Raw genomic sequence first — 15,928 nt, forward strand, 5'->3', positions numbered from 1 at the left:
GCCGACTGTGGTGAAACCGGCTGCCCAGGTCCTACACTATGGGACATTCCGACCCCAAGAGAACTGCATGACCGCTGTCGACACCCTGGCCGGGCGCCTTGCCCGCATCCAGCAACGCATTGCCCAGGCCTGCGAACGCGCCGGCCGCGCGCCGGACAGCGTGACGCTGCTGCCGGTCAGCAAGACGTTCGAGGTGGACGCCGTGCGCGAAGCCATGGCGCTGGGCCTGACCCGTTTTGGCGAAAACAAGACGCAGGAACTGCGCCAGAAGGCCGCCGCGCTGGCGGGCCAGGGCGTGCAGTGGGTGCTGATCGGCCACTTGCAGACCAACAAGGCCAAGGACGCGGCGCGCGACGCCACCGAGCTGCAGTCGCTGGACCGCGCGGACCTGGCCGAGGCCCTGCACCGCCGCCTGGTCAATGAGGGCCGGACCCTGGATGTGCTGGTGCAGGTCAAGACTTCGTCCGAGCCCAGCAAGTTCGGCATGGACGCCGCCGAGGTGCCCGCCTTCCTGCGCCGCATCGCCACCGAATTCCCCACCCTGCGCGTGCAGGGCCTGATGACCATGGCGGTCAATTCGCCCGATCCGGCCGAGGTGCGCGCCTGCTTCCGGGCCCTGCGCGAACTGCGCGACCAATTGCGCCAGGACGCCATCGAGGACGTCTCTCTGGACCGGCTGTCGATGGGCATGAGCGGCGATTTCGAGCTGGCGATCGAAGAAGGTTCCACTGAGGTCCGCATCGGCACCGCCATTTTTGGCGTCCGCAGCTACCCCGATCCGCAATAAGCCGCTGATTCCGGGCCTCGAAACAGACGCATATTGCCCCGGGTGCGGGGCATAATGACGTCGCTAAAAACGAGGAGACACCCCATGCAAAAGCAAGCACGGCGCCTTCTGGCGCTTGCCGCCCTGTCGCTGGCCGCTACCGCGGCCACCGCCCAATCCTGGCCTGCCCAGCCCGTCCGCTGGATCGTGCCCTACCCGGCCGGCGGCGGCGCCGACGTGGTCGCGCGCACCGTTGCCAGCGGCATTGAAAAGCCGCTGGGCCAGACCATCGTGGTCGAAAACCGCCCCGGCGCGGCCACCATCATCGGCGCCACCGCCATTTCGCAGGCCGAACCCACCGGCTACGTGATCGGCACGGCCGACTCGGGCACCCTGGCCTTCAACCCGTCGCTGTACGCCAAGCTGTCCTACGATCCGTCCAAGTTCACGTACATCGGCGGCATCGCCAAGTTCCCGCTGCTTTTGGCCGTGAACGTCAATTCGCCGTACAAGACGGTGGACGACGTGATCCAGGCCGCCAAGAAAGAACCGGGCAAGCTGACCGCCGCCTCGGCCGGCGCCGGCTCGCCGCACCACCTGGCGCTGGAACTGTTCAAGCAGCGCACGGGCGCCAACCTGCTGCACGTGCCCTACAAGGGCGCCGCCCCGGCCATCCAGGACCTGCTGGGCGGACAGGTGGACGTGATGTTCATCGACCTGGCCGCAGGCCTGCCCAACGTCAAGGCCGGCAAGCTGCGCGTGCTGGCCTCGGCCACGCCCGAGCGCGTGGCCGTGCTGCCCGACGCCCCCACCATGGCCGAACAGGGCGTGCCCGACTTCACCGCCTACGCCTGGCAAGGCTTGGTCGCCCCCGGCGGCCTGCCCGAGCCCGTCGTCAAGAAACTGTCGGCTGAACTGGATGCCGCGCTGAAGTCGCCGGCCGTGTCGCAGAAGATGCTGGACATGGGCGTGATCCCCATGCCGCTGTCGGCCAAGGACTTCAAGGCCTACGCCGAACAGGAACGCACCACCTGGGCAGACGTGATCAAGAAGGCGAACATCAAGCTGGAATAAGCAGCCCCGGCGCTGCCTGGCAATGAAAAAACGCGGCCCGAGGGCCGCGTTTCTTTTGGCAGGTGCCGTGCGCGCCCCGCGGCGCGCAGGCATTGCACGGATTACACCAGCACGCGCTCGATGCCGCCCGCGTTGGCGCGGCGCACGTAGTCTTCCATCCAGCCTTCGCCCAGGATGTGGCGCGCCATTTCGACCACGATGTAGTCGGCGTCCATGCCGGTATCGCCTTCGTAGCGCGACAGGCCCTGCAGGCACGACGGGCACGAGGTCAGCACCTTGATGTCGCCGGTGAAACCGTCCGTGCGCAGCGCGGCGTCGCCCTTCAAGAGCTCTTCCTGCTTGCGAAAGCGCACCTGCGTGGAGATGTCGGGCCGGCTGACCGCCAGCGTGCCCGATTCGCCGCAGCAGCGGTCGCTCTTGACGGCGCCGTCGCCCACCAGCGAACGCACCGTCTTCATCGGGTCCTGCAGCTTCATGGGCGTGTGGCAGGGGTCGTGATACATGTAGCGCACGCCCTTGGCACCTTCGAGCTTGATGCCCTTTTCAAGCAGGTACTCGTGGATGTCGATCAGGCGGCAGCCGGGGAAGATCTTGTCGAACTCATATCCCGACAGCTGGTCGTAGCAGGTGCCGCAGCTGACCACCACGGTCTTGATGTCCAGGTAGTTCAGCGTATTGGCGACGCGGTGGAACAGCACCCGGTTGTCGGTGATGATCTGCTCGGCCTTGTCGGTCATGCCGTTGCCGCGCTGGGGATAGCCGCAGCACAGGTAGCCCGGCGGCAGCACGGTCTGCACGCCGGCATGCCACAGCATGGCCTGGGTGGCCAGGCCGACCTGCGAGAACAGGCGCTCGGAACCGCAACCCGGGAAGTAGAACACCGCTTCCGTGTCGGCCGTGGTGGCCTTGGGGTCGCGGATGATCGGCACGTAGTTGGCGTCTTCGATGTCCAGCAGCTTGCGCGCGGCCTGCTTGGGCAGCCCGCCCGGCATCTTCTTGTTGACGAAGTGCACCACCTGCTCGCGCAGCGGCGGCTTGCCCACCGTGGCGGGCGGCGCGGCCGTCTGCTTCTTGACCAGGCCCGACAGCAGGTCGTGCGCGGCGCGCTGCACCTTGTAGCCCACGCCCACCATGGCCTTGCGGGTGGCGTTGATGGTGGCCGGGTCCTTGGCGTTCAGGAAGAACATGGCGCTGGCCGTGCCGGGGTTGAACGACTTGCGGCCCATGCGGCGCAGCACGGCGCGCATGTTCATCGACACGTCGCCGAAGTCGATGTCGACCGGACAGGGGTTGTAGCACTTGTGGCAGACCGTGCAGTGGTCGGCCACGTCTTCGAATTCTTCCCAGTGCTTCAGGCTGACGCCGCGGCGGGTCTGCTCTTCGTACAGGAAGGCCTCGACCAGCAGCGAGGTCGCCAGGATCTTGTTGCGGGGCGAATACAGCAGGTTGGCGCGCGGCACGTGGGTCGCGCACACCGGCTTGCACTTGCCGCAGCGCAGGCAGTCCTTGATGGAATCCGAGATGGCGCCGATGTCGCTTTGCTGCATGATCAGCGACTCGTGGCCCATCAGGTTGAAGCTGGGCGTCCAGGCGTGACGCAGGTCGGCGCCCGGCATCAGCTTGCCGGCGTTGAAGTGGCCGTTGGGGTCGACGCGGCGCTTGTAGTCCTGGAACGGCTTCAGTTCGGCTTCCGTCAGGAATTCGTACTTGGTCAGGCCGATGCCGTGTTCGCCCGAGATGACGCCGTCCAGGTCGCGCGCGATCTGCATGATGCGCTCGACGGCCTGGTGGGCCTCTTGCAGCATGCCGTAGTCGTCGGAGTTGACCGGGATGTTGGTGTGCACGTTGCCGTCGCCCGCGTGCATGTGCAGCGCCACGAACACGCGGCTCTTGAGCACGCGGCCGTGGATGGCGATCAGTTCGTCGAGGATGGGCTTGCGCGCCGCGCCCGAGAACGCGGCCTGCAGGCCGGCCAGGACCTCGGCTTTCCAGGACACACGGATCGTGCGGTCTTGCACCACGTCGAACACGCGCGCCTGCGGCTGGGCCGCCAGGCGCTCGGCCAGTGCGGCCGCCACGGGCGACAGGCCCAGGCCGTCCAGCTGTGGCATGGCTTGCGCCAGCGGCAGGTCCAGGTTGTCCAGCAGCCACTGCCAGCGCTGGCGCGCGGCAGCCAGCAGGTCAATCGCCTGGCGAGTGCGCTCGGCCAGTACCTGGGCGCGGGTTTCGTCGTCGTCGGACGCGTCTTCCGCCTTGCCCACCGGCAACGGCGTACAGAGGTAGTCGTCCAGCGCATCGAGCAGCCGCAGCTTGTTGCGGGTCGACAGCTCGATGTTGATGCGTTCGATGTGATCCGTGTATTCGCCCATGCGGGGCAGCGGAATCACGACGTCTTCGTTGATCTTGAAGGCGTTGGTGTGGCGGGCGATGGCGGCGGTGCGCGAACGGTCCAGCCAGAACTTCTTGCGGGCCTCGGCGCTGACGGCCACGAAGCCTTCGCCGTGGCGCGTGTTGGCCAGGCGCACCACTTCGCTGGCGGCGGCCGCCACGGCGTCGTCGTCATCACCGACGATGTCGCCGATCAGGACCATCTTGGGCAGCGAGCCGCGCTTGCTCTTGGTGGCGTAGCCCACCGCACGCAGATAGCGTTCGTCCAGGTGCTCAAGACCGGCCAGGATGGCGCCGCGGGCACGGCCTTCGCCGTCCAGGTAGCCCTTGACCTCGACGATCGACGGGATGGCGTCGCGCGCCTGGCCGAAGAATTCCATGCAGACCGTGCGGGTGTGCTTGGGCATGCGGTGCAGCACCCAGCGCGCCGACGTAATGAGACCGTCGCAGCCTTCTTTCTGGATACCCGGCAGGCCGGCCAGGAACTTGTCGGTGACGTCCTTGCCCAGGCCTTCCTTGCGGAACACGCGGCCGGCGATTTCCAGCGTTTCGGTCTTGAGCAGGCGCTCGCCGGGCTTGCCGCGGCCATCGAACCACTTGAGCTCGAAGCGGGCCACGTCCACGTCGTGGATCTTGCCCATGTTGTGCGCCAGGCGGGTGACTTCCAGCCAGTTGCCGTCCGGGTCGACCATGCGCCACCAGGCCAGGTTGTCCAGCGCGGTGCCCCACAGCACGGCCTTCTTGCCACCGGCGTTCATGGCGATGTTGCCGCCCACGCACGAGGCTTCGGCCGAGGTCGGGTCCACGGCGAACACGAAGCCGGCCGCCTCGGCGGCTTCGGAAACGCGCTTGGTGACCACGCCGGCGCCGGCATGGATGACGGCCACGGGCTCGGTCAGCCCGGGCAAGATACAGGACTCGACCTTGCCCAGCTTGTCGAATTTTTCGGTATTGATGACTGCCGACTTCCAGGTCAGCGGAATCGCGCCGCCGGTATAGCCGGTGCCGCCGCCGCGCGGCACGATGGTCAGGCCCAGTTCGATACAGGCCGTGACCAGCGCGGCGATCTCGTCTTCGGTGTCCGGCGTGAGCACCACGAACGGGTATTCGACCCGCCAGTCGGTGGCGTCGGTGACGTGCGACACCCGCGACAGGCCGTCGAACTTGATGTTGTCGCGCGCCGTGATGCGGCCCAGCACCTTTTGCGCCTGCTTGCGCAGCATGGCGGTCTGGTCGAACTCGCCTTCGAACGCGGCAATGGCCGAACGCGCCCGGCCCAACAGGCCCACGACCTTCTCGTCGCGATGCGGGTCGTGGCCGGCTTCGGCCGGCGCGCCGGGTTCGCGGCGGCGGTCGATTTCGCCCAGCCGATGGTGCAATGCATCGATCAGCTGCTTGCGGCGCTTGGGGTTGTCGAGCAGGTCGTCTTGCAGGTAGGGGTTGCGGCGCACCACCCAGATATCGCCCAGCACCTCGTACAGCATCCGCGCGGAACGCCCCGTGCGGCGTTCGCCGCGCAGGTCGCCCAGGAGGCTCCAGGCGTCATCGCCCAGCAGCCGGCCGACAATCTCGCGGTCGGAGAACGACGTGTAGTTGTAGGGGATTTCGCGCAGTCGCGCGGGAGCGGCGGGCGGCATCGCCCCGTTCAAGATGTGGCTAGCGAGTGGGGCGTTCATGGCGGCAAGAGGGGGCCCTTAAAAAATTATTTTATGCCATTGGCCGGAACTGCCCCCGAATACCCCCAGGGAAGCGCTCGAAAACCGGAATATTCCGACTCTATACGTCCCCCATTAAGCCCACCGTCAGCGCTAGAGCTGCCCCGGGAACAGCCACAACAGGCTGGCCGTCATGGCCAGGTAGCGCAGGAACTTGCCGATGGCCATGTAGGCCACGCAGGGCCAGAACGGCAGCCGCAGCCAGCCGGCCACCGCGCACAGCGGATCGCCCACCACCGGCAGCCACGACAGCAGCAAGGCCGGCGGCCCCATGCGGTGGATCCAGGCGTGGGCCCGTTCGTTCCAGCGGCCGCGCATGCGGCCATCTGCGGTGGCATCGGGGTGTGTTTGCTCGACAGCCAGGTGCCTTTCCCCGCCGGGCCGCCCCAAGGGGAAAGCGCCCCCTTGGGGGGCAGCAAGCCCGCCAGGCGGGTGCGGCGTGGGGGCCCTATCCTCCTTCCAACGGTGGACCGCCTTTTCAGCCCCTAACCCCATCGCGTAGCTGATGGCCCCGCCAATGGTGTTGCCCACCGTCGCCACCAGGATCGCCGCCCAGAACATATCCGGCGACAGCTTGATGTAGCCGAACACCGCCGGCTCGGACCCCAGCGGCAGCAAGGTGGCCGAAATCAACGAGACGGCAAAAATGGCGGACAGGCCCACCGAGGGCAGGGCCAACAGGTCCAGCAGCCAGTGAACGGCAAAGAGGAGACTTTCTTCCATAGGGCTATGAGTGTAGCCGCGGCGCGGCCCTGGCCGGCCTGCCAAGCGTGTCCGATGCGTGGCGATCCGCCGCGAAATCGCGGGCTGCCCCGGCTTTCCCTGCAATAATCAGCCCCACGCCCTCGCGGCCCTCCTTTCTGGCCCCAACCCCCAAGCGCAGTCCATGTCCACTGATTACCTGAAACGCATCCTGACCTCGAAGGTCTACGACGTCGCGGTCGAATCGTCGCTCGAAGCCGCGCCGCTGCTGTCGCAGCGCCTGTCGAACACGATTCTGCTCAAGCGCGAAGATACCCAGGCGGTCTTCAGCTTCAAGCTGCGCGGGGCCTACAACAAGATGGCCAACCTGACGCCCGCGGCGCGCAACCGCGGCGTCATCGCGGCCTCGGCCGGCAACCATGCGCAAGGGGTGGCGCTGGCCGCCACCCGCCTGGGTTGCCGCGCCGTCATCGTCATGCCCACCACCAGCCCGCAGGTCAAGGTCGACGCCGTGCGCCGCCTGGGCGGCGAAGTGGTGCTGGCGGGCGAGAGCTTTTCCGACGCCTACGCCCATGCGCAAGTACTGGAAAAGAAAGAAAAGCTGACCTTCGTGCATCCCTTCGACGATCCCGACGTGATCGCCGGCCAGGGCACGGTGGGCATGGAAATCCTGCGCCAGCACCCCGGCCCCATCGACGCCATCTTCGTGGCCATCGGCGGCGGCGGCCTGATCGCGGGCGTGGCAACCTACATCAAGCAGCTGCGCCCCGAGATCAAGATCATCGGCGTGCAGACCGAAGATTCCGACGCCATGCTGCGCAGCGTGCGCGCCGGTCGCCGGGTGCAACTGAACGACGTGGGGCTGTTTTCCGACGGCACGGCCGTCAAGATGGTCGGCGCCGAAACCTTCAAGCTCACGCGCAAGTACGTCGACGACTTCGTGGTGGTGGACACCGATTCGATCTGCGCCGCCATCAAGGATGTATTCCAGGACACCCGCAGCGTACTGGAACCGGCCGGCGCCATGGCCGTGGCCGGCGCCAAGCAGTACGCCGCCGAGCACAACCTGAAGGGCAAGACCCTGGTGGCGATTGCCTGCGGCGCCAACATGAACTTCGACCGCCTGCGCTTCGTGGCCGAACGCGCCGAAGTCGGCGAAATGCGCGAAGCCGTGTTCGCCGTCACCATGCCCGAGCAGCGCGGCAGCTTCCGCCGCTTCTGCGAACTGGTGGGTGAGCGCAGCGTGACCGAATTCAACTACCGCATTTCCGATTCCGACCGCGCTCATGTGTTCGTCGGCCTGCAAGTCTCGTCGCCGGCCGAACCCGACAAGATCGCCAGCCACTTTCGCCGCCACGGTTTCGACACGCTGGACCTGACGCATGACGAAATGGCCAAGACCCACTTGCGCCACATGGTCGGCGGGCGTTCGACGCAGGCGCGCGACGAGCTTCTGTACCGCTTCGAATTCCCGGAACGCCCGGGCGCGCTGATGCGTTTCTTGAACGCGATGAATCCGGACTGGAACATCAGCCTGTTCCACTACCGCAACCAGGGCGCCGACTATGGCCGCATCCTGATCGGCATCCAGGTGCCGGCGGCCGACAAGAAGCAGTTCCGCAACTTCGTGGCCGAACTGGGCTATCCGCACTGGAACGAGACCGAGAACCCGGCCTACAAGCTGTTCCTGTAGCGTTTGCCGCGCGTAGAAAGCGAGAGGGCCTCCAGATGGAGGCCCTTCCCTTCTTTGCTCAAGACCCGCCCGGCTGCAACCTGAAGGGGGGGTTCGCTGTCACTCGGCGGCTCACGGAGAATGTGCCGCGCATTCAGCAAGGTGCAGCCGGACCGGCTTTGGCTTAGAACCGGTGACGCACACCCACGGCGAACGCGGTGTCGCGCGCATCCTTCTGGAACGCGTAGTTGTCGCCATACGAGGCGTACGCGTACAGGTTGGTGCGCTTGGTGAAGTCGTAGGTGTAGCCCAGGCTGTAGACGTTGAACGTTGCATCGTCGCCGGTCAGCTTGTCGTTGCTGGCCGTGGCGCGCTGCCACGAACCGAACACCGCGTGGCGGCCCAGCGGCACGGTGGCGCCGATCATGTACGAGTTGGCGCGGAAACCGTCAGCCAGCTTGAACGAACCCAGCTTCTGCATGCCGTCCGGCGTGGTGCCCATGTTCTGGCCGATGAACCAGCCGTCGCGGGTCTGGCCGAAGGCAGCAGCCAGCTTCACCACTTCGAAGTCGTACGAACCGCCGATGATGTATTCCTGGATGCGGGCATTGGACTGGCCGCCGGCGCGATCGTTGGACGGATCGAAACGGTCATAGGCGGCCGCCAGGTTCAGCGGGCCGTTCAGGTATTGCACGCCAGCGGTGATGACACGGTTGTTGTTGCCCGTGGCAAAGCCGGTCTGCTTCGAATCATTGACGCTGTCGTCGGCGCTGAACGAGTAGCCCACGCCGGCCTTGAAGCCACCCATGCTGGGGGTTTGGTACAGCACCATGTTGTCCAGGCGCATCGTGTTGGCGCTGCCGAACGTGGTACCCAGGTTGGCGGTGTTGTAGCTGATCGAGAACGGGTCGATCGAACCGAAGTACTTCGAAGCCAGGTTGGTCTGGCGGCCGAATTCCAGGCGGCCCCAGCTATCGCTGTCCAGGCCCACGGTAGCTTGGCGGCCCCACAGGCGGCCGTTCTGCAACGACTGGCCGTTCATCGGACCGAAACCGGCTTCCAGGTTGAACACGGCGCGCAGGCCGTCGCCCAGATCTTCCGAGCCGCGCAGGCCGAAACGCGAACCGCTGCTCACGCCCTGCGTGCCGCCAAAGCGGCTTTGCTTGGCGCCGTCGAACTTCACTTGCTCGTAGCCGACACCGGCGTCGATCAAGCCGTACAGCGTCACGGAGTCGGCGGCTTGCGCAGCGCCGGCAAAGCCGGCCAGCAACGCGACAGCCAATAGCGTCTTCTTCATAAAAGTCCCCAAAATGGCAAGATAAAAGGCAATCCGCAACCGCACGGCGACAGCCGCCGCGGGTAGCGGGCCGCTACGAAAAAGCGAGCGGCCTGTGCACTGAATCTAGTGTCGATCTTGGAACAATTTGAAGTAACCCGGATTTCGACGAACTACTTTCCATGGGTGGGATAATGCCCGTCGCCCGGCTGGGCCCAGCCGGCAGGAATCCGTGTTAACGCCTTGATATCAAATGTGAAGTCTTACTCGCAATTGCGCTATTGACGGGGTTTGACGCGGCGATTTCGGGCTGTGTCGCGACATCACTTGTTGCGCCGGCCGCACAGTTTTTGCGGCATAAACGCGACATCCCGCGCCGTATCGACTCATGCCACTGAGACAAAAAACCCCTAGTCGCGCCAGGGGTTCTGTCCGATCTGCAACGGCGGCGTCGACTCAACGGCCCTTGGGCGGGTAGTCCAGTTCGCCAAACGTGTATTCGCCGCTGGCCTTGGCGCGGGCCAATTCGTCGCGCACTTGTTCGCGGGTCTTGCCCACCGATTCCGGCGCGGCGGCGCGGGGCGGGTAATCCAGTTCTGCGCTGGTGACCTGGCCGGCAACCTTGGCGCTTTGCAGTTCTTGCTGGACTTGTTCACGCGACAGGCTGGTGCGCTGCACGGTAGCGGGCGGGTAGTCCTGTTCGCCGAACGTGACCTGGCCTGCGGCCTTGGCGGCTTGCAGTTCCTGTTGAACCTGTTCGCGGGTCTTGCCGTCGGCGTGGGCGGCGGACATACCCACCAGCGTTGCGGTAACCATGAGTGCGGTAGCTAGGGCTTTCATTGTGATGACTCCATCCTAAACCTTGCATACCGTCGGCGGCCGGGACGGCTGCTGCGATATGACAATTTGATTGCTGGGATGAAGTATCTGGTTATTAGGCCCTAGTAAAAACCCTTATTTTGGTGAACATATTTGCACTGATGGGACAATTGCAAGCCGTATCCGGTTCAGTCTGCTCATCAATTGCGCAATCCCCTCGCACAAGCAATGGCGGCAAGGCTGGCAAGCGTTCAGGCGCCAGCCAGTTAGGTAACGGAAGATGAATTCACCACGTGATGAGGGATTCATTCGGCGTGGCTAAATAGACATTTCCACTGCCGGGACAATAATTCCATTTATGATACAAACCTGCCAGAAATGGAATTTTGACTTTCGAGGGCCCCATGGATATCCAGCTTAACGACATCGCGTTGTTTGTCGAAGTCGCCAAGCGCAAGAACTTCAGCCATGCGGCCGAGGCCCTGAATATTCCGACCTCCACGCTGTCGCGCCGTGTCAGCGAACTGGAACGCAGCGTCGGCATGCGCCTGCTCAACCGCAGCACCCGCAAGATCGACCTGACCGAGGCCGGCGCCATCTATTTCGAGCGCTGCCGCCACATAGTCGAAGAAGCCCGCATCGCACACGATCAATTGCTGGACATGGCGGTGCAGCCCAAGGGCCGCCTGCGCATTTCGTTGCCCACCAGCCTGGCGCAATTGTTCCTGCCCGCCGTGATCCGCGAGTTCCGCGAACAGCATCCGGATATCGAATGCGACTTCGACCTGAGCATGCGGCCGATCGACCCGATCAGCAATCCGTTCGACCTGATCCTGCGCTTTGGCCAGCAGCCTGATTCCAGCCTGATTTCGCGCAAGATCGTGCTGATGGCCCACCAGCTGTATGCCTCGCCCGACTACCTGGCGCGCCATGGCGAACCGCGCGTGCCCGCCGACCTGAGCCACCACGAATGCCTGCGCCCCACCATGCGCGAGGAGTCATCCTTCTGGATGCTGCATTCGGGCGAGAAGGTGGAACGCGTGCAGGTATCCGGCCGACTGTCGGCCAACAACGTCGGCATGCTGGGACGATTGGCCGGGCAAGGCCTGGGCATCACGCCGCTGCTGGTGTTCGATGCAATGGAACGGGCGATCAATCAAGCGGGCCTGGTGCGGGTGCTGCCCGACTGGAGCCTCACCCCGCTGCCCTTGTTTGCCTTGCTGCCGTCGCGCATGCTGCCGGCCAAGACCAAGGCTTTCCTGGACTTCATCCAGCCGCGCCTGTCGGACAACTGAGCATTGCCTGCCCAGGCACACCGAACGAACTACGCCGTTTCGCTGTCGTATTTACAGACGGTATAGAGCGGCGTGCCCGTGGCCGCGACCTTGGCCGAACCACCCAGGTCGGGCAGGTCGATGATGGCCGCAGCCTCGACCACGTTGGCGCCCAGGCGCTGCAGCAGCTTGATGGCGGCCAGCATGGTGCCGCCGGTGGCGATCAGGTCGTCGACCAGCAGGACGCGCTGACCGGTGCGCACGGAATCGGTGTGCATCTCGACCGACGCATTGCCGTATTCCAGCGAGTATTCCTCGGCCACGGTGCGATAGGGCAGCTTGCCCTTCTTGCGTACCGGCACGAAACCCAGGTTCAGTTCATAGGCCAGCACGCTGCCGATGATGAAACCGCGCGCATCCACCCCCGCGACCAGATCCAGGCGCTGGCGCATGTAACGGTAGACGAAGAGATCGATCAGCACCCGGAATGCGCGAGGATCCTGCAGCACGGGCGTGATGTCGCGAAAAATGACACCAGGTTGGGGCCAGTCTGGAACGCTGCGGATAGTGCGCCGGATGTACTCGGCGTTGTCGGTCTGCATGGTAAGACGGCCCTGAAGAATTGAAGCAAGGCGAACTATAACCTTGCCACCGCGCTTAAGCCAGGATTGCCGCCTGTGATGACAATTCATGGAGCCGACCGTCGCGTAATGCATAGCGACGGTCGACCGCGCCGGGCGGCAACACCGCATGCGTCGCGAGCACGACGGTGCGCCCCTGCACTGCCGGGCCCAGGTCGGCCAGAAATTGCGCCTCGGTCGCCGCGTCCAGGCCCGCCGTCGGTTCGTCCAGCACGATGACGGCGGCGGGCGACAGCAGCGCGCGCGCCAGGCACAGGCGCCGCGCCTGGCCCGCCGACAGCTGCGAGCCGGTTTCTCCGGCCCAGGTATCCAGGCCGTCGGGCAAGCCGCGCACGAACTCGCCCAGGCGCGCGGCATCAAGTGCGCGCCACAGCGCGGCGTCGTCGGCCTGCGGGTCGCCGATCAAGAGATTGGTGCGCAGCGTGCCCAGAAATACCGGCGCGTCCTGCGACAAGAGCGCGATGCGCCGATGCCAGTCCGCCTGCGCACACGCGCGAGCATCCACGCCGGCAAAGCGCACGTGGCCGCCCAGCGGATCTTCCAGGCGCAGCAATAGATGCAGCAACGTCGATTTTCCCGCGCCGCTCTCGCCGACGATGGCCACGCGTTCGCCCGGCGCCACGCGCAGGTGCAGATCCCGCAGCACGGGCACGGCCTGGCCTTGCAGACGTGCCGGATAGGAAAAATCGACGCCATCCAGTTCCAGCGCCCCGCGCAGCGGCAGCGGGCTTGGCATGGCAGGGTCCGTCATGTCGGGCTCGCGCTGCGCCACATCACGGATGCGCGCAGCGGCCGACAGCGCCGAACCCATGCGCGAGGCGCCGCGCATGATGGGGCCCGCGACTTCGAAGATGCCGATGACCGCCAGCAACAGCCCCACCAGCAGCGGCCCCGCCAACGCGCCCGCCTCGAAGGTGTCCAGGCCGAACCACAGCAGCGCCAGCACCGACAACCCGGCCGCGATCTGCAGAAACCATTGACCGCGCGCGGCGACCCTGGCCTGGCTGGCGCGCGCCCGGGCGCTGGCCGCGCACAATTGCTCGAAGTGCTCGCAGGTCTGGGCTTGTGCGTGCAACGCGACCATGTCGGCATGGCCATCGACGGCATCCAGCGTCGCTGCGCGCAGCCCGGCCGCGCTTTCCTGTGCGGCCGCCCCCGGCTTGCGGGCCGCGCGCACCAGCCACAGCGGTACGAGCAGACAGGCGGTCAACAGGGCCAGCGCGAACGCCAGCGCCGCCGCCGGCACCCAGTAGCCCAGCACTGCGGTCAGGATTGCGCCGGCCAGGATGGCGGTCGCCAACGGCGCCAACACGAACAGGAACACCGTATCGAGCGCATCGACGTCGCCCGTCATGCGGGCCACCAGATCACCGCTGCGGTAGCGGGCCAGCTGGCGCGGCGTCAGCCGGATCAAGGCGTTGAATACGGTCCCGCGCAGGTCCGCCAGCAGACGCAGCGTGGCCGAATGGCCCACCACCCGGTCGGCATAGCGCGACACGATGCGCAGGAACGACAGCCCGCGCACCAGCGCCGACGGCGCGAACAGGTTGAACGCGCCGCCCGCCCCGGCCAGCGCCGCGCCGGTCAGGAACCAGCCGGACACGCCCAGCAGCCCCACGCCGGCGGCCACCGTCGCCAGGGCACAAAACAAGGCCAGCAACAGTCCGCTCTTGCGGCGGACATACAGGGGCAACAGCAACAACAGGTTCTTCATGCGTCTTTCACTTTCGCGTCGGCAATGCGCAGCACGCGGGAGAACCGCGCGGCGACGGCGGGCGAATGCGTGGCCAGCAGCAGCGTGCGGCCGGCGGCGAACGCCAGGATTTCATCGAGCACACGCGCTTGCGTGGCCTCGTCCAGGTGGGCGGTGGGCTCGTCCAGCAGGATCAGGCCCGGGTCGCGCAGGAACAGCCTTGCCAGCGCCACGCGTTGCGCCTGGCCGCCCGACAGGCCATGGCCGCGGCTGCCCAGCGGCGTGGCCAGGCCCTGCGGCAGGCTCTCTGCGAATTCCAGCACGCAAGCGCGGCGCGCGGCCTCCAGCACCTCGGCGTCGGACGCGGACGGGCGACCCAGCCGGATGTTGTCGGCAATGGACCCTGCCAGCAATTGCGGCTTCTGGCCGATCAGCGCCACTCGCGCACGCAGGTCGGCTTCACGCCACTGGGTGAGCGGCGCGCCGTCGATCCGCACGTCGCCGGTACAGGGCCGCAGGCGGGCAATGGCTTCGATCAGCGTCGACTTGCCGATGCCGCTTTCGCCCATCAACGCGACGTGTTCGCCCGCCGCCAGCGACAGCGTGGCATCGGACAGCACCGGCAGCGGGCGGCCGGGCGCGGTCACGCTCAGGCCCGCCACCGCCAAGGCGGCAGCGCCCGGCGTGACAACCGCAGGCGCGGCCGGCTCGGCCTGGGCGGCTGCGTCTTGCGGCAGCCCTTCAGGCAGCCCGTCAAAGAGCGTGGCGATCTGCGTCACCGCGGCCAGCGCCGCGGCACGGTCATGGTAGTGGGCCGCGAACTGGCGCAGCGGCGCATAGACTTCGGGCGCCATCAAGAGGCAGAACAGCCCGGCCTGCAGCGTCAGCGGCGACCAGCGCACGTCCAGGAAGCCCAGGTAGGTCAGGCCGATATAGACGGCCACGCCCGCCACGCCCAGCGCGGCGAAAAATTCCAGCACCGCGGACGACAGGAAGGCAATGCGCAGCACCGACATCGTGCGCTGGCGCAGCGCGTCGCTGGCGGCAGCGACCGACGCCGCCTCGGCTTCGGCGCGGCCGTAGAGCTTCAGGGTGGACAGGCCGCGCAACCGGTCGGCAAAAAAGCCCGACAGGCGTGCAAACGCCCGCAGGTGCCGGCGGCTGGCGCCTTGCGCGCCCCACCCCACCAGCGCCATGAACAACGGAATCAGAGGCGCGGTGATCAGCAGCACCAGGCCTGCCACCACGTCCACGGGCAACAGCACCACGGCAAAAGCCACGGGCAGCAATGCCGCCGCGGCCATCGCCGGCAGATACTTGGCGAAAAATCCGTCCAGGGCCTCGACCTGGTCGACCAGCGCGCTGGCGATTTCGCCCGACGCCTTTCTGCGGCTCCAGTCGGGGCCTTTGTCCAGCAAGCGTGTGAACAATGCCTGGCGCACGTGGCGCTTGATGCGTTCAGAGGCATCGGCCCCCGCGCGCTCGCCCAGCCAGGTGATGCAGGCGCGCACGCCCATCAAGGCCGCGATGGCCAGGATGCCGGCCAGCAGTTCCTGGCGCGGCACCTGCCTGGCAATGGCCGCGTCGAGCACGTTCGCCAGCAGCCAGGCCTGCACCACCAGCAACACGCCCGACACCAGCGGCGCGGCCCCCGCCAGCATCAGCGGAAACCGGGCCGCCCGGGCCAGGGACATCAGCCAGCGCGATTGCTCGCGCGGCGGCTTGCGCAGGCTTGCCGAAGGGTCGTGCTCGAGGCTGCTAGCGCCGCCGCTCACTCGTCTTCACGGCTGGCACGCGGGTCATGCGAGTGACCTTCGCGCAGCTCGAACCACATGGCGTTGAGAATAGCGAACGCACACGCCAGCCCCAGGCCGAGTATCCATGAGAAATACCACATGGTGCAGGCTC

12 protein-coding genes are annotated in these 15,928 nt (G+C 66.4%); 4 read left to right on the forward strand and 8 right to left on the reverse strand.

All coding sequences use genetic code 11. The features are described from left to right. Positions 1–67 precede the first annotated feature (67 nt). Positions 68–787, forward strand: a complete 720-nt coding sequence (locus tag HV798_RS06645) for a YggS family pyridoxal phosphate-dependent enzyme (protein ID WP_175191556.1) — start codon at positions 68–70, stop codon at positions 785–787. A gap of 84 nt (positions 788–871) precedes the next feature. Beyond that, the gene (locus tag HV798_RS06650) at positions 872–1,840 is read left to right on the forward strand and encodes a Bug family tripartite tricarboxylate transporter substrate binding protein (protein WP_025141050.1); all 969 of its coding nucleotides are present in this window, start codon (positions 872–874) and stop codon (positions 1,838–1,840) included. Positions 1,841–1,941: 101 nt separating this feature from the next. Here the strand turns inward: HV798_RS06650 and HV798_RS06655 are convergent, their stop codons facing one another. Together HV798_RS06655 and HV798_RS06660 are read right to left on the reverse strand one after the other, a co-directional pair. Next, positions 1,942–5,904 carry a DUF3683 domain-containing protein gene (locus HV798_RS06655; protein WP_175191555.1) on the reverse strand — a complete coding sequence of 1,321 codons (3,963 nt, stop codon included), beginning with the start codon at positions 5,902–5,904 and terminating at the stop codon, positions 1,942–1,944. 132 nt (positions 5,905–6,036) lie between these two features. Beyond that, positions 6,037–6,666, reverse strand: a complete 630-nt coding sequence (locus HV798_RS06660) for a YqaA family protein (protein ID WP_175191554.1) — start codon at positions 6,664–6,666, stop codon at positions 6,037–6,039. A gap of 163 nt (positions 6,667–6,829) precedes the next feature. Between HV798_RS06660 and ilvA the strand changes: the two genes are divergently transcribed. Continuing rightward, the gene (gene ilvA / locus HV798_RS06665; protein WP_175191553.1) at positions 6,830–8,338 is read left to right on the forward strand and encodes a threonine ammonia-lyase, biosynthetic; all 1,509 of its coding nucleotides are present in this window, start codon (positions 6,830–6,832) and stop codon (positions 8,336–8,338) included. Between the two features lie 163 nt (positions 8,339–8,501). Here the strand turns inward: ilvA and HV798_RS06670 are convergent, their stop codons facing one another. Both HV798_RS06670 and HV798_RS06675 read right to left on the reverse strand, forming a co-directional pair. Next, positions 8,502–9,614: a porin gene (locus HV798_RS06670; RefSeq protein WP_025141046.1), complete on the reverse strand. Its 1,113-nt coding sequence runs from the start codon at positions 9,612–9,614 to the stop codon at positions 8,502–8,504. Between the two features lie 435 nt (positions 9,615–10,049). Next, positions 10,050–10,433 (reverse strand): DUF4148 domain-containing protein, encoded by a 384-nt coding sequence (locus HV798_RS06675; protein ID WP_025141045.1) that lies wholly within the window; start codon positions 10,431–10,433, stop codon positions 10,050–10,052. Between the two features lie 383 nt (positions 10,434–10,816). On the opposite strand from HV798_RS06675, the gene HV798_RS06680 reads away from it, so the two are divergent. Continuing rightward, positions 10,817–11,707 carry a LysR family transcriptional regulator gene (locus HV798_RS06680; protein ID WP_175191552.1) on the forward strand — a complete coding sequence of 297 codons (891 nt, stop codon included), beginning with the start codon at positions 10,817–10,819 and terminating at the stop codon, positions 11,705–11,707. Positions 11,708–11,736: 29 nt separating this feature from the next. Here HV798_RS06680 and HV798_RS06685 read toward each other — a convergent pair whose 3' ends face one another. Genes HV798_RS06685 through cydX form a run of 4 tightly spaced genes read right to left on the reverse strand, consistent with a single transcriptional unit; the run spans position 11,737 to position 15,917 of the window. Further along, entirely contained in the window at positions 11,737–12,288 is a 552-nt protein-coding gene (locus HV798_RS06685) for an adenine phosphoribosyltransferase (protein ID WP_025141043.1), read from the reverse strand. 55 nt (positions 12,289–12,343) lie between these two features. Beyond that, positions 12,344–14,041: a thiol reductant ABC exporter subunit CydC gene (cydC, locus tag HV798_RS06690; RefSeq protein ID WP_175191551.1), complete on the reverse strand. Its 1,698-nt coding sequence runs from the start codon at positions 14,039–14,041 to the stop codon at positions 12,344–12,346. Next, positions 14,038–15,795, reverse strand: coding sequence for a thiol reductant ABC exporter subunit CydD (cydD, locus tag HV798_RS06695; protein ID WP_175191550.1), 1,758 nt, complete (start codon positions 15,793–15,795; stop codon positions 14,038–14,040). The genes cydC and cydD overlap by 4 nt, the downstream gene beginning before the upstream one ends. Continuing rightward, positions 15,792–15,917 (reverse strand): cytochrome bd-I oxidase subunit CydX, encoded by a 126-nt coding sequence (cydX, locus tag HV798_RS06700; protein ID WP_025141040.1) that lies wholly within the window; start codon positions 15,915–15,917, stop codon positions 15,792–15,794. The genes cydD and cydX overlap by 4 nt, the downstream gene beginning before the upstream one ends. Positions 15,918–15,928 lie beyond the last annotated feature (11 nt).

This window comes from Achromobacter deleyi (genome assembly GCF_902859705.1).
In the GTDB taxonomy this organism is placed as follows: domain Bacteria; phylum Pseudomonadota; class Gammaproteobacteria; order Burkholderiales; family Burkholderiaceae_B; genus Achromobacter; species Achromobacter deleyi.

Excerpts from the sequence above, each read along its gene's own strand:
- HV798_RS06675 (WP_025141045.1), bottom strand. The coding sequence starts at position 10,433 with ATGAAAGCCCTAGCTACCGCACTCATGGTTACCGCAACGCTGGTGGGT.
- cydC (WP_175191551.1), bottom strand. The coding sequence starts at position 14,041 with ATGAAGAACCTGTTGTTGCTGTTGCCCCTGTATGTCCGCCGCAAGAGC.
- HV798_RS06680 (WP_175191552.1), top strand. The coding sequence starts at position 10,817 with ATGGATATCCAGCTTAACGACATCGCGTTGTTTGTCGAAGTCGCCAAG.
- HV798_RS06670 (WP_025141046.1), bottom strand. The coding sequence starts at position 9,614 with ATGAAGAAGACGCTATTGGCTGTCGCGTTGCTGGCCGGCTTTGCCGGC.
- HV798_RS06650 (WP_025141050.1), top strand. The coding sequence starts at position 872 with ATGCAAAAGCAAGCACGGCGCCTTCTGGCGCTTGCCGCCCTGTCGCTG.
- HV798_RS06645 (WP_175191556.1), top strand. The coding sequence starts at position 68 with ATGACCGCTGTCGACACCCTGGCCGGGCGCCTTGCCCGCATCCAGCAA.
- cydX (WP_025141040.1), bottom strand. The coding sequence starts at position 15,917 with ATGTGGTATTTCTCATGGATACTCGGCCTGGGGCTGGCGTGTGCGTTC.
- HV798_RS06685 (WP_025141043.1), bottom strand. The coding sequence starts at position 12,288 with ATGCAGACCGACAACGCCGAGTACATCCGGCGCACTATCCGCAGCGTT.
- HV798_RS06655 (WP_175191555.1), bottom strand. The coding sequence starts at position 5,904 with ATGAACGCCCCACTCGCTAGCCACATCTTGAACGGGGCGATGCCGCCC.
- ilvA (WP_175191553.1), top strand. The coding sequence starts at position 6,830 with ATGTCCACTGATTACCTGAAACGCATCCTGACCTCGAAGGTCTACGAC.
- HV798_RS06660 (WP_175191554.1), bottom strand. The coding sequence starts at position 6,666 with ATGGAAGAAAGTCTCCTCTTTGCCGTTCACTGGCTGCTGGACCTGTTG.